Source organism: Xenorhabdus miraniensis, from assembly GCF_002632615.1.
Genome location: NZ_NITZ01000030.1, coordinates 1 through 12,371, shown reverse-complemented (window position 1 = coordinate 12,371; position 12,371 = coordinate 1). Strand labels below are relative to the sequence as shown.

Below are 12,371 nucleotides of genomic sequence, written 5' to 3'. Positions count from 1 at the left end.
ATAGAATCTTAGTTTCTCCTACCAAAGATACCCCCTATAAATCTTTTTCACCCTCTCAGTTATGCACCCTCTGCACATTCTTCTCAACGCCTTGCTAAATCTGGGTTTGCAGTAATTAATATGATATTCACTGACTGTATCCTCTGTTCACCCCTTTTTTACTCGAATGAAGAGAATGTATATTTGATGTATAGCTAAGAAATAACTATACATCTATTATTTTCTTTTAAATACAGGTAGATATTTAAAATGATGTATGGAATGCAGACTTAAGCCCAAAAAGTTTATAGCGGGAATTTAAAATCCCGGCACTCAGGCACAGACGGCAACCACTCTTCAGCCTCTTCCGACAACTCAACGTTATAAGAGTAACCTTTCTTGGTTCGCATTTTCCGATATTCCTTTTTGTACTCCAGCATAATTTTAGGCAGCGATTCGCCGAACTTGGTCAGTGTCAGCGGGCGTTCAAAGCCGTGCGCTTCCATAAAAGAAAGATAAGCATGATACAGATACAGCCTCGGTGCCCGTGGGCTGATATTCTTAGTGCCCATCTTCATCCCAGTTGCCTCATTGACAGTTATCAGATAACCGCAGAAACGATACAATGGATCGGAATTGCTTTTCACCGTTAATGCTTCGTTAGAATCGCGTTGTGCCTGTAGCAGCTTTTTAGCTTTGTTCTGGTCGGCAAATTCGTTTAATAAATGGCGGATAATGACCGGCAGTTCCCGGCTGATTTTCTCCGGCAAGTATGGATCTTTCTCTGACTCTTTGACCGGAATGTTAAACGGGAATATCACCCGCCGCCGTGCAATACCGCCATTACGTTCGGTAAAGCTCATCGGTTCGTTATTGGTGGCTAATACCACCGCCTTAATGACCGTAGAAAATTGCTTCTCGTATTTCCCGTCAACTTCGATTAAATCACCGCCAGTAATCGCCTTAATGCCAGCACCCTCACCGACATATTTAACCTGATCGGGCAGCGTAATCAGGCTTTTCCCGACAAACTGATAACGGCCTCTCGCTTCATCCAATGCTCGCATGTTGCCACTGGCGGTATTGTGTTCTCCCGCCAATAAGGTCGCAATATACGTAAAGATGCTTTTGCCGCTACCCCCTTCGCCTGTGACTTCAATAAATAGCTGCCAGTCATAACGGTTTGCCAGGATCATAAACAGAGCGGCTTTAATACGATTCATCTTGTTTTCATTGTTACCTGCTGCATGGGATAACCAACGATAGAAGTCAGGGGCATGATCCGGCAAGTTTTCACCGACAGCAGGCGGAGTGAATTCAATGCTGTTATGGTTCATTAGCCAATGTTCCGGCTGGTGCGGGGTAAACTGTTGAGTCGATAAATCATACACGCCATTACGGAACCCAATTAAATCCTGCCGTTGTTCGCCGATAACCGGCACTTGTAATTTCATGGCATAGATAGCGTTATTGATCCCATTCGGGCTGTAAGGGGTTTCGTGCTTGTCAAAAATTGCCACCATTGCGCGGCGCAGCTCATTATCCGACACGGTTTCCCATGTTGTACCGTTATAGTGGTAAACCATTTCGCTATCAGGATTAACCGCTACTTTGCCGTATCGCTCAACCAATAGTGCCCCGCGCTGACTGGCTGCCATTTGTGCCAGATTGTTATTGGCCTTTTTGGGCTTTGTTTCGTGGATAATCACCGCTTCTACTTCCATGAGTTTTTTCTCCCCAACCTGATATAACCCGTTCTTAAATGCCTGCTTTGCTGTCTCAATGCCGTGATGCTGGCGATAATCGTCCCAGTCAGATTTCAATGCCGTAGGCGGTAATGTTACCCAACCATTAATCGCTATAGCGGCCTTTTCTGCCGCTATCTTGCCGACATTCTTTTTTAACCTGCCGTTTTTATCCCGCTCTTCCGGTTCGTGCCAATCGTTATCAGCGGCAAGGATGATTTTTGCATTAGGCCACTGTGTTCTGACCTGTTCGGCAATGGTGAATAAATTGCTTTCATCAATGGCTGCCAATACCACGCCCTCATGTAACTGGCTGACCGTTAACGCTGTGGCGTAACCTTCGGTGATGATGAAAGTGTCTGGTGTTCCGGTAATCTCTGAGACAGGAATAAAACTGCCTTTCTTCTGAGTCCCTGAGACAAGGCGTTTTTCACCATTAGGCTTGATGGTCTGTGCGCCCGTGATTGTGCCATCCAGTGTCTGAGTGACCAGCAATAACGAACCCTCTTTCAATAACCGTTGATTGGGGCATTGAAGCCCCTTTTTAATCAGATATTGAGATTCGCCCGTAATAGCTGTAGCAAGCATTGTTGCGATGCGTTCAGCAATAGGTTTAACTGTCCGATGCTGCTCTTTGGCGAGCTTGGGTTCAGGTAAAGGAAGTGCCAACGCATCCGCCACCAGCTTAGCGGCGGCAAAGATAGTGATCCCGTTGGTTCTTGCGACTAAATCCAAACCGTCACCGTGATTAGGTTCCTCGCATTGTCGACAATGCCAGTCGCCATTATGGTTATCATCGATAAAATGAAAGCGGTCAGTACCGCCGCATATCGGGCAAGCACCATGCTTACCCTTTAACGGAACGTCAATACCACAGGCAGGCAACAAAAGTTGCCAGTGATTAGCGGCGGATTGCTTCACCGCACGAATAACGTCTAGTGGGCGGCTTTTTGAGTTATTATTTTCCTGACTCATGATCACTCGTCCTCGCCATTAACCGCTGCATAAAGTGAATAGTAGACTTCCTGATTGATATCACAGGCCAGCGAAAGCAAATCGTGTAACTCTTCTGAACAGTGTTGGCTGGCCTGTTCAAGAATGACCTCATATAAAGAGGTACATAATCCCGCACGAAATGAAGCCTGACCTAATGGGTCAGATTTCCTGTATACAATGCAATTTAATAATTTATTCATCGGTGGCTGCGGAGCATGTTTCAACAGGGCGCGGTGAACCTCCTGATGAATGTCATGCGCCAGTGCAATCAGATTATTTAAATTGGTTTCGCATTCATCTTTAGCTTTTTTGCTAATGAACGTGAAGAGTGAAGCGCCCAGACCTGCACGATATAACGCCTGTTTTAAGGAGATTGGTTTATTGCCCATGGTGTGCCCCCTGACGAGATACGAATATCAGAGAGGACATACCAGCCAGCCGCTGAGTGCCGGATGCAATTAGGAGTGTAAATTTAAGGCGAGTTTGGTTAGACTGTGTATCAGCCATAATCGTTACCTCATATAACGGTATTTGGTTAGACGCCTCGATAGTGGTTCCAAGCACATCGGGGCGTTGTTGTTTTTTCTGCCTTAACTTAATCAAGGTGAACACCACCAATATATCCACAGGTGCACACCACGTCAACACTTGAAATAAATAATTTCCAGTGCATACTGAACACCACCTAATAAAAGGAGATTCAGTAATGGCAACGGGTAGACGTAATAATAAGTCTCTACAAGTTTCTGTAAGACTTCCGCTTGAAGACTTAGAATTAATTGAGCAAGTTAAAGAGAAAGACGAAAGTACAGCCGGATTTTTGGTTACAGCAGCCAAAACGGAAATCAAACGTCGCCAGCGCAAAGCCAAAGCATCATCTGAGCAAGAATAACCAACTAACCCTCTTAAAGAGGGTTGTCTATCAAATTTGTGATTGCTTAATCTCAAAGAATCTCTATAGCTAATATCGACCATCACACTACCTATTCCTCCAAATTAAGCTGTTTTTAGGATGAGTCTGACCGCTGCCACTTAAGGCAGTTAACTTTTCCATGACGCTATTTTTTAATTGGCAGGTTTGCGGCTATAGGGATTATTTATATTTTCTACTGTGGGCGGATTGCGTACCCAATGCAGCAAATCACTAAGCAACCAAGCACAGGAATTGCGGCCTAATGGCTTACGGGCAGGGAAACGACCTTCATTCTCCAGTTTCCATGCTGACGTTCTGGAAATGGAAGTGATGTGCTGGCGTTCTTTTTCACGTATCAGACGATCATAAGGCTCACCATATTCTGAAAGGATAGCGCGGCGTTCTTCTGGTGTAGGAGTACTGTACTGCATGGTCATGTTACCCTCGCTGTTTAATTGTTTTTGTGAGGGTATTTTACCAAAATGAAATAATCGCAAAAGAAAGCAACAATTGTCACATATATATCACAATTATCATGCTCACCATCAAACCTCATTATTGAGCTGCTTTTAATATAACCACATTCTCATAATTACCCGCCAATACATCCAGTCTCTCACACCACTTGTTTAAAGCGTCCAACTTCTCTGGCAGGTATTGACTCCGATTATAAACAGCCAGAACGCCGCCTAAAGTATGTCCTAGCAGTAACTCAACGATGTGTGGAGCAATCCCCATATCACTTAACATTGTTGCAAATGTGCGTCGTAAATCATGAAGCCCCCATTTTTCATTATGTTTTAGCCTTTGCCATACTCGACAACCAGCCATACTAACTGTTGTGTAATCTTTTAACTCACCTAATAAATACTCAGAATTTCTATTTTGATGCTTTATCATTTTTATTTTTTCAAGCATTGCGTCAGGGATTGGTCTAATTATTTTCTCTCTCGTTTTACTATTACGTTCTGGTACAGTCCATAATTTTTGCTCTAAATCCCACTCATCCATCTTTGACATACGGACTTCAATTGTTCTTGCCCCAAATACAATTAATAAATAAAAAATATTCTGATAATAGGGAATAAAATAATCACCATTTATAGCCTCTAAAAACTCCGATAATTCTTTTTCTGTTAAAAACCTTTTTCTTTTATTTTGCTTAACACCTATATCTTGTTTTGAAATTCCTTCTAAAACATGGGATATAGCAAATCTATGGACTCGACAAAATTTCAACGCCTGTTGAGACATTTGTAAAAGCGCACCTGCAACACTAGGGGCTATTTTTTTTACTTGTGAAAAACATCTGAGCCAATAATGCGTATTGCAATCAGCAAGCGCCATATCTCCGATACAAGGAAATAAATGTTTATTAAAGCGCTCTCTGTATCTATCAGCATTTACTATGTGATTATCAACATATTCGGTTAGCCAATATTCAATAGCGTCTTGAACCGTGACAGGTTTTAATGTTTCTTCCCTATCCAGCTTTATCATTCGCTGGGGATCTTTGCTCTCCGCTAGCCATGTTCGGCATTGAGTACGCATCTCTCTGGCTTTAGCTAAAGACAAATCAGGATATTTTCCAAGAGTAAGTAGCTTTGCTTCTGTACTCCTACCACCTAGCCGATACTTATAAATCCAAGTTATGGAACCTGCCTTTGTGATGCGAATCATCAACCCAGCACCATCAGATATCTTTCGCACCTTGTCAGAGCGAGTTCCCATTAACGATTTGAGCTTCTTATCTGATAATCGATTTATTCCAGTAGTCATTTGGATCTCTAATTCAAGATATTTGTTACCCCACCGATTACCCCACAGTGTGGCGCAAAAGTGGAAAAACGTCAATAAACACTGGAACAACATACAGTATCAAAATTTAATCTAATATATTGATATATAAGCTAATTATATACATATGGAGTAGCATCAGAACGCTAAATCTCATTGGTGACGATAACTTAACATTCAATTTAACCCCGAGAGCAGAATATTGATAACTTGCCTGATGCCCTACCAGACAACTACTAAAGGGGGGCATTATAGCCTCATTCTCAACAAAAAAGATAAAAGCCTCCTCCTGCCACTCCCGAAGTGTAGACTCAGCTGAATTTTCAGGATCAAATCGAGATCAGAGTATAAAATTTCGAATAAACGCTCTCAATAACCTTGGGAATAATTCATGATGTCGAAAACATTGATCATATTTGTGTTGATTGTTTTCTGTATGAGTGTTGCCTATGCAGCCCCAAATAAAGCAGGATGTGAGATAAAAAAGCAAACATTGGAAAAGCGGCTTCAATATGCTCAGGCAGATAAAGACGAGCACTTGATAAAAGGATTAACCCGAACTTTAGAAAATATAAAAGCCATGTGTGCTTTGGAAAAACGCCTAAAAGATAAAATTAATAAATCTGAAGCAGTAAAAGATAATTTGGCTGATAACACTGCGCCATTAAAGCGGAAAAACAACAAAAAAACACCCCGCAAATCCACTAAAAACAGTACAATAAAGACAGGAAAAAAAGTGCAGGCCAAACAGAAATAGCAGACCTGCACCTCATCTTGTAACTTTGCTCATTTTACTAAAGAAGCCGGATAAAATTACGTATCCCTTCCCTTAACTTGCTGCACATTAGAAGGAGAAATTTTGTAGTAAACTTTATCACTCACAAGTGGCTTATGTTCAATTTCTACTGAAAGAATAGAATTATTTTTCGAGACAGCATAGTGACTAAAATAATCCCCCTTTCTTTCAACTGGATAATGAAAATTAGGCTTGATAAACTTTTTCTCGTAAGATTCATCCGAAGGACGATATTCATCTGAATAAACTACCTTTTTATCTCTGACAAAGATAATTTTATAAAAAAGACTGGCCTTCTCATTAAATGTCGCACCGATGATATTTTCAATATCCTCAGGCTTCATGCCCTTATCAATGATGTACATTTTATCCCAGTCAAAGGGGGTAATTTTGTTGATATCAATCAAACAGGCGGTATTCTTCTGGCAATGTTTATCAGCGTAACCAATAATCCCTAATCGACTGTTATTAAAAGATAAAAATAAAATGGCAATTCCCAATATTAAAGCAAATAAGATTATCTTATTTTTGTTGACAACATGGAAAAACATCATTCCCCCCTTCATAATCAAATCTGATATGAGAAAACGGCTATGGAATTTTAACCTTGAAAATCAACTAATTAACTTGCTAGATTTGCAACATCAGTTATCACTACTCCCTTCTGTTATGACATCGTGACAAACATAACCAGAAAAAACTCCCCTCAGCCTTTTAGCAGCAGGCTGATATTTTCCAGAGTTTACATTATGTCACAAAGGTATATCTTGAATTGTGGAGACAGCTCCACATCACTTATAAGCAACTGTTTTACAATTGCTACTTGGTATCTTAAGTGCGGTTTTACAAGATAAGAACTAACATTTATTACTGTTTTTCAATCTTCAAGAGCGCGATAAAAAAGACTCTGGATAGCGAAAAAGTATAGTAAGTGTACTAGCGATTTTTTTGATTTCAAATAGAAAAATATGGTTAACAAATAATAAATGAAGAAAATGATTGCTTACGTGATTTATTGATAGTTTTGACGGGATCAAGTTTGTAGGATTTTTAAGAAAAACACTGGTAATATATACACATTAGTGTGATTGATGTAAAAATTCCTCGATTTTTAAAATGGTGAAATTCCTGTCATCTTTTGTGTATTTATACCTTTTAGTTCCAAATCATTGATAGCTTTCCCCAAGCGTATAAGACTCTATTACTTCTCTATTTACATGATCTTCATAGATAACCATTTTTGATTCATCAATAGAAAGTATATAAACAAGATATTTTTCATTTAATTTCTTGATAGAATATTCAAACAAATATGTAATATCATCTATATTGATAGATTCAAATACCCTCTAACCTTGCCCTTATCAAGGTCTTTGGTTAATTTTCCCATAAAGCTATAACAATCTCTCATTTAATGACCATTGAGCCTTATTTCCTCTTTAAAAGATCCATCTTCAGAAAGGATGACCTTACCTTTTTTCGAAATTTTCAACTTACCATATTGATAAATTGTATATGTCATTTCCTTATTCTTAAATTCATATCCATAAAAATCACAACTTCCTATTTTGCAATCTCTGTTAAGTGTTTTCCCCTTCATGACCAAAGAGATATAATTTTTCTTATCAGTTACAATAGAAACAACGTTATCACAGCTTACATTCCCCTCAGGGCAACGCACACTAATAGCAATATCATAATCTTTTGTTTTAAATAAAGAAGTATAAGCTGAAAATGTTATATGCGGAAATACAATAAACACCACAACCGAAAACCACAAAGATACTTTCCGCATCATTTAACCCTCCAATGTTTTTAACTAACAGATACGCTAATCGTTACATATTGATATATAGACTATAAAAGCTCTTTTTTCATCATAGTCTGCCAGCTGTATTAGCTTAGTTTCTCCACTCGCTTTATTTATTTCAAATATCCCATACTGTCTTTCTGTGTATCTTGGTGTAGCAGACATAAAGTGATAAAACACATTATTCTCATTTCCTTTATGTTTTAAGATAATAAGTTCCAGCTCATTGCGCCACTCTTTTTCATCACAGTTATTCAGGCTGAATGTCACCCCGAGAATCTCGTCACGCAGTTTGCGATCCAGTGACTGGTACATCGCTTCAAAGCCGTACAACAGGTCAGTTTCGGTCATGATCAGATAAGGCGGAAACTGGCTGTGGAAGGCCAGGCGAATGACTTGCTGGCTCTGACAGATAATATGGTGATAGGTACTAAACATGCTGCCATTGTGATTAAAAATGATGGCATTTTTGACGAAAACCGGGTTTACTGAGTGACTTAACACGCCCACTTTAACTGGATTTATATCCAGTATTTATTTTGCGAGACGCTTCGCAAAGGCTGATTTTGATGATGGAAAGTTACACAGAGTGGCGATAAGGTAAGCAATGAAATTTGAACGCGGCTTTACCGTGTTACCAGCACGATAACACCGCTAACCACAACAACTACTTCGGACTAGTTATCATGGCTAACACGCATTCTAATGCAGACACCCGCATTTACAAAATTTCTCAGCCGGAACGGTATCAAAAAGTCGTTTACCGCCCCAAATGACCCAACCGCGCCACGCCCGCCATTAATTTAAGTGGAAAATGGCTGCTTGAGGCCAGATTTTCCATCAATGATCCGTTAAAAATCAGTGTGATGCCCGGTTGTCTTATCATTACCGCCAAAACTTTCATGAACTCTGGCTCTGCCTGAAAAGCCGAATGAAGGTGAATGGGATGATATCGCTGTCGCCCATTGGCTGCGACAATTTCCTGGCAGACTCAATAAAACAGGGCTGAGGGGGAATTCTTAATTATCTGTTTTATTGGAAAAAAAGATAAAATCTGAACACAGCCAGCGAACGGCCTTCCGGCAACTGACAGCAATATTTTCATTTTGGGAAGCGGTTCGCATTTATGTCATGCTAAATAGCACAAGGAATGTATTCATGAGTCCTCACCTTTCATATCACACAATTTGCCAATAGGTTGATCCTGTCATTGATTGATCACCTAAATAAGCTTTCAAAATAGTAGATCACGGGAAGGGAACTCAGTCCGGTTTTTGCGATCTGATTAATCGCCAAATCAAAAAAATCCCAAAATGGACTGAGCGATGCCAATCATAGCACCAATACCCCGAAATGAACGACGTCAGATGAAAAAATTTATTCATAAAACCCGGGACAAAGATTATGCACGCCGGCTCATGGCACTCTTAATGTTACATGAAGGCAAGACCGTTTCTGATGTCTCCAGAACCCTTCATTGTTCACGTTCTTCGGTTAATCGTTGGGTAAATTGGTTTACGCTGTATGGGCTGGAAGGCTTAAAAAGTTTACCGCCAGGAAGACCTGCCACCTGGAATTTAGCGCCACTTTTTAATTTGCTGTTGTTCTTACTACGGCACTCCCCGCAGGATTTGGGTTACCTGCGTTCACGAAGGGAGGCTTATAGTGATGTCAGTTACAGCAACTTTGGAATTTCCTATGAGCTTTTCTGATAAATTAGCCGCCTCCCGTAAAGAGCTGGGTTTCACACAACAGCAGATGGCGGACAAGATTGGGATGCACGTTTCACAGTACAAGCGCTATGAGGCGGGCACTTCTCAGCCCACGATTGATGTATGCAGACGGATTGCATTAGCGTTGAATGTCAGTGCGGATATGCTTCTTTTCGAACCGGATGAACGTGGTCCTGATGATCGGCTTAAACTCCAGTTTGAAGCGCTTTCACAGCTAGATGAGAAAGAGCGGGAGGCTGTTGAGACAGTGATTAACAGCATTTTACATATGCACGATGCTAAACGCTGGACAGTGAAGAGCAACTAAAGAAGAGGCAGAACTCACGCGGTATTGGGATGCTGAGAACATCCCGACACCGCTAACCACAACCAACTCTACGAGGTAGTTAATGATGGCTAAGGCGCATTCTAAGCAAAACGCGGTGCAAAATAAAGCCGCCAAAACAGAACGTTATTACACCGTGGGATACGTCCCGCAAAATGGCAGGCCGAACCCCCGACCCGCGATAAATTTGACGGGCAGGTGGCTTAAACAGGCCGGGTTTGAGATTGGCGGCACACTCACCGTCAAGATTATGGAGGGCTGTCTGGTGCTCATTCCCGATAGCGCCGACACCCGCACCATCCGGCAACAGTACCAGCGCCAGCAAGACCAGCTCAGTGAGATCAAGCTGCGAATGCGGGAACTGATTGGGGATTATCAGGCAGGATAATAAAAAACGTTCCACTACCAACATATAGATATGGCTACCTTTAATTTTAAAAGTAGCCATATCTAACGTAAGAATGAAATTTATTTTTCTAGCTGTGTAAAATCATGCTCAAAGAATAAATTTTGCAGAGCCGATTCAATATCATTCCCTATTAAACAAAAATAATCATCATATCCACCATAAAAACCACCTGACTCAGATAGGAAAAATGTCATGTGTTCAGAGAAACCTATACCTATTGGACACAATCTCTTTTCGATTATGTTTTCATAGTGTTCTACCCACAATGGATCTAACCAATCAGCCGGTTTAATAGGTGTAAAGTTACTTACATCTATATCTGTAGGATCAGCATAAGCTTCATGTTCAATTTGTAGCCCACCTAAATTACGCAAAAAATTCAAGGCATAATGATGAATGTGATAACCTTTTACTTCTAGTACAGATAAATACTTATCAATATTTATTGACCTATTTGGAAACCAACCACTTATAAGCAGCTGTTCCTTTATTGCATTATTAAATGAATAACACATGTTCTATCCTGTTAATACTTTGATGCCTAATCGCTTAAACGTATATATACAGTTTTTACATTTTGGAAATGCACTTCCATCTCCAGTGCGCACTGTCGCCATTTCTAAATCATGAAGAGAAGAACCTTTTTTTAATGCCTTATTTACAGCATCAATCTCACCACAGTTATTCACAGACCACGGTTCCAAACTCTTCAGAGGCATTTCAACACCAAGCCTTGCTGAGATATTTTGTGGTTTAGTGCCACTGAAACCATAGAAAACATCACCTGTTCTGACGTTTTTAACAACTGTCGTAGCTGTTGGTCTCCTAATGCCATTTGTCTTACATAATTCTCTCGTTTCTCTGGCTTTTCTTTGTGCCAGTTCAAAAGCATTAAGACTTGATAAGCCTAAAGGATCAACCCAACTCGTCGGATTCTTAACATAAGCATAGAGATTAAGACCACCATGTAGACCAATCGGATCAGGCGTCAGATAACAACTGGCCACAGGCGAGTAATACCGGAACCGATTGTAGACCAGCCCGCTCTCCTCATCCAGCCACTGCCCGGCGAATTTTAATCCCGGATTCAGTTCAGGGTTTTCACCCAGAACACCGAGGCACAGTCCGTACAGGCTGTGCGGCGGCTGGCGCCAGACCCGGTGCCCGGCTTCATCAAACAGCGCCAGCGGCTCGCCCGTCGGCGCACACACCGCGTACTGCGTCTGAATCTCCCCGGCCAGCAGTTCATGGCGGTTTTCCGGGTTCAGCGTGAAAAACTGCACCTGCTGCGCCAGCAACTGCCAGCCGTCAAACACCAGATGGCGGATGCTGTACAGCCGGTTGTGCCGGTATTCGCGGATTTCGGCCGGCACATCGCCGTCCCACAGGTAGGTGGTGCGCAGCCCCGCCCGTTCGCACACTTTTTCCGTGCGCCGCCCGAAGGCATCGTAGCGATAGTCCCACTGCTGGCCGCCCGGCGTCTGCACCCCGGTCAGCTGGTTCTGGCTGTTCCAGCGGAACTTGGTCAGTTGCGGCCGATGCCCCTCCTGCCATAACTGCATGGCGGTCATCCGCCCGGCATCATCATACTCCAACAGGTGCTGGCCCAGCTGGCGTAACCGGTGCCCTTTCTGGTAAATACGTTCACCGTCAATCTCGTTGAGGCCATCCTCAGACGAGTCCGGGTGCGGTCATACTTTTTTACGTCATTTTTTCTTTCAATATCATGCCATTAAAGAACGGCTTTTACCTGTTCCGTTAACGGCTGAGAACCCAAAACGCCGAGGTACACTTTCAGGATTGTCGGCAACGGCTGGACGCTGACCAGCTTGTCTGGGCGGCGGGCGGCCGTTCTGCGGGTGCGGGCG

15 protein-coding genes and 1 pseudogene are annotated in these 12,371 nt (G+C 41.9%); 6 read left to right on the top strand and 10 right to left on the bottom strand.

Annotation, left to right across the window (positions count from 1 at the left end; genetic code table 11):
- Positions 1-284: 284 nt before the first annotated feature.
- The 3 genes from Xmir_RS19455 to Xmir_RS25940 are packed head-to-tail and all read right to left on the bottom strand — an operon-like array spanning position 285 to position 3,368.
- The gene (locus tag Xmir_RS19455; RefSeq protein WP_099115752.1) at positions 285-2,699 is read right to left on the bottom strand and encodes a primase-like DNA-binding domain-containing protein; all 2,415 of its coding nucleotides are present in this window, start codon (positions 2,697-2,699) and stop codon (positions 285-287) included.
- A gap of 2 nt (positions 2,700-2,701) precedes the next feature.
- Positions 2,702-3,109 (bottom strand): hypothetical protein, encoded by a 408-nt coding sequence (locus Xmir_RS19450; RefSeq protein WP_099115751.1) that lies wholly within the window; start codon positions 3,107-3,109, stop codon positions 2,702-2,704.
- The gene (locus Xmir_RS25940; protein ID WP_208620461.1) at positions 3,099-3,368 is read right to left on the bottom strand and encodes a hypothetical protein; all 270 of its coding nucleotides are present in this window, start codon (positions 3,366-3,368) and stop codon (positions 3,099-3,101) included. The genes Xmir_RS19450 and Xmir_RS25940 overlap by 11 nt, the downstream gene beginning before the upstream one ends.
- Positions 3,369-3,426: 58 nt before the next feature.
- Between Xmir_RS25940 and Xmir_RS25935 the strand changes: the two genes are divergently transcribed.
- Positions 3,427-3,612 carry a YlcI/YnfO family protein gene (locus Xmir_RS25935; RefSeq protein ID WP_167386019.1) on the top strand — a complete coding sequence of 62 codons (186 nt, stop codon included), beginning with the start codon at positions 3,427-3,429 and terminating at the stop codon, positions 3,610-3,612.
- 173 nt (positions 3,613-3,785) lie between these two features.
- Here Xmir_RS25935 and Xmir_RS19440 read toward each other — a convergent pair whose 3' ends face one another.
- Complete coding sequence (locus tag Xmir_RS19440; protein WP_099115749.1) at positions 3,786-4,070, bottom strand: helix-turn-helix transcriptional regulator; 285 nt, start codon at positions 4,068-4,070, stop codon at positions 3,786-3,788.
- Between the two features lie 118 nt (positions 4,071-4,188).
- Positions 4,189-5,412, bottom strand: coding sequence for a tyrosine-type recombinase/integrase (locus Xmir_RS19435; protein ID WP_099115748.1), 1,224 nt, complete (start codon positions 5,410-5,412; stop codon positions 4,189-4,191).
- A 454-nt stretch (positions 5,413-5,866) separates the two neighbouring features.
- Between Xmir_RS19435 and Xmir_RS19430 the strand changes: the two genes are divergently transcribed.
- Entirely contained in the window at positions 5,867-6,187 is a 321-nt protein-coding gene (locus Xmir_RS19430; protein ID WP_244170990.1) for a DUF1090 family protein, read from the top strand.
- A 56-nt stretch (positions 6,188-6,243) separates the two neighbouring features.
- Here the strand turns inward: Xmir_RS19430 and Xmir_RS19425 are convergent, their stop codons facing one another.
- From Xmir_RS19425 to Xmir_RS34705, 3 genes are all read right to left on the bottom strand, one after another.
- A complete protein-coding gene (locus Xmir_RS19425; RefSeq protein WP_099115746.1) occupies positions 6,244-6,777 on the bottom strand; it encodes a hypothetical protein in 534 nt (177 codons plus the stop codon).
- An 860-nt stretch (positions 6,778-7,637) separates the two neighbouring features.
- The gene (locus tag Xmir_RS19420) at positions 7,638-8,024 is read right to left on the bottom strand and encodes a hypothetical protein (RefSeq protein WP_099115745.1); all 387 of its coding nucleotides are present in this window, start codon (positions 8,022-8,024) and stop codon (positions 7,638-7,640) included.
- A 33-nt stretch (positions 8,025-8,057) separates the two neighbouring features.
- Entirely contained in the window at positions 8,058-8,540 is a 483-nt protein-coding gene (locus Xmir_RS34705) for a type VI secretion protein IcmF/TssM N-terminal domain-containing protein (protein ID WP_244170989.1), read from the bottom strand.
- 293 nt (positions 8,541-8,833) lie between these two features.
- On the opposite strand from Xmir_RS34705, the gene Xmir_RS29615 reads away from it, so the two are divergent.
- The 4 genes and pseudogenes from Xmir_RS29615 (at position 8,834) to Xmir_RS19395 (ending at position 10,482) form a co-directional block, all read left to right on the top strand.
- Positions 8,834-8,959 (top strand): SymE family type I addiction module toxin, encoded by a 126-nt coding sequence (locus tag Xmir_RS29615; RefSeq protein ID WP_339373866.1) that lies wholly within the window; start codon positions 8,834-8,836, stop codon positions 8,957-8,959.
- A 402-nt stretch (positions 8,960-9,361) separates the two neighbouring features.
- Positions 9,362-9,688: pseudogene (locus Xmir_RS19405) on the top strand (helix-turn-helix domain-containing protein); the annotation flags it as partial.
- Positions 9,689-9,734: 46 nt separating this feature from the next.
- Positions 9,735-10,076, top strand: coding sequence for a helix-turn-helix domain-containing protein (locus Xmir_RS19400; RefSeq protein WP_099115744.1), 342 nt, complete (start codon positions 9,735-9,737; stop codon positions 10,074-10,076).
- An 85-nt stretch (positions 10,077-10,161) separates the two neighbouring features.
- Positions 10,162-10,482: a SymE family type I addiction module toxin gene (locus Xmir_RS19395; RefSeq protein WP_099115743.1), complete on the top strand. Its 321-nt coding sequence runs from the start codon at positions 10,162-10,164 to the stop codon at positions 10,480-10,482.
- Positions 10,483-10,562: 80 nt separating this feature from the next.
- On the opposite strand, the gene Xmir_RS19390 is transcribed toward Xmir_RS19395, so the two are convergent.
- Together Xmir_RS19390 and Xmir_RS31360 are read right to left on the bottom strand one after the other, a co-directional pair.
- The gene (locus tag Xmir_RS19390; RefSeq protein ID WP_099115742.1) at positions 10,563-11,018 is read right to left on the bottom strand and encodes an SUKH-3 domain-containing protein; all 456 of its coding nucleotides are present in this window, start codon (positions 11,016-11,018) and stop codon (positions 10,563-10,565) included.
- A 3-nt stretch (positions 11,019-11,021) separates the two neighbouring features.
- Positions 11,022-12,143, bottom strand: a complete 1,122-nt coding sequence (locus Xmir_RS31360; RefSeq protein WP_479688413.1) for an RHS repeat domain-containing protein — start codon at positions 12,141-12,143, stop codon at positions 11,022-11,024.
- Between the last annotated feature and the right edge of the window lie 228 nt (positions 12,144-12,371).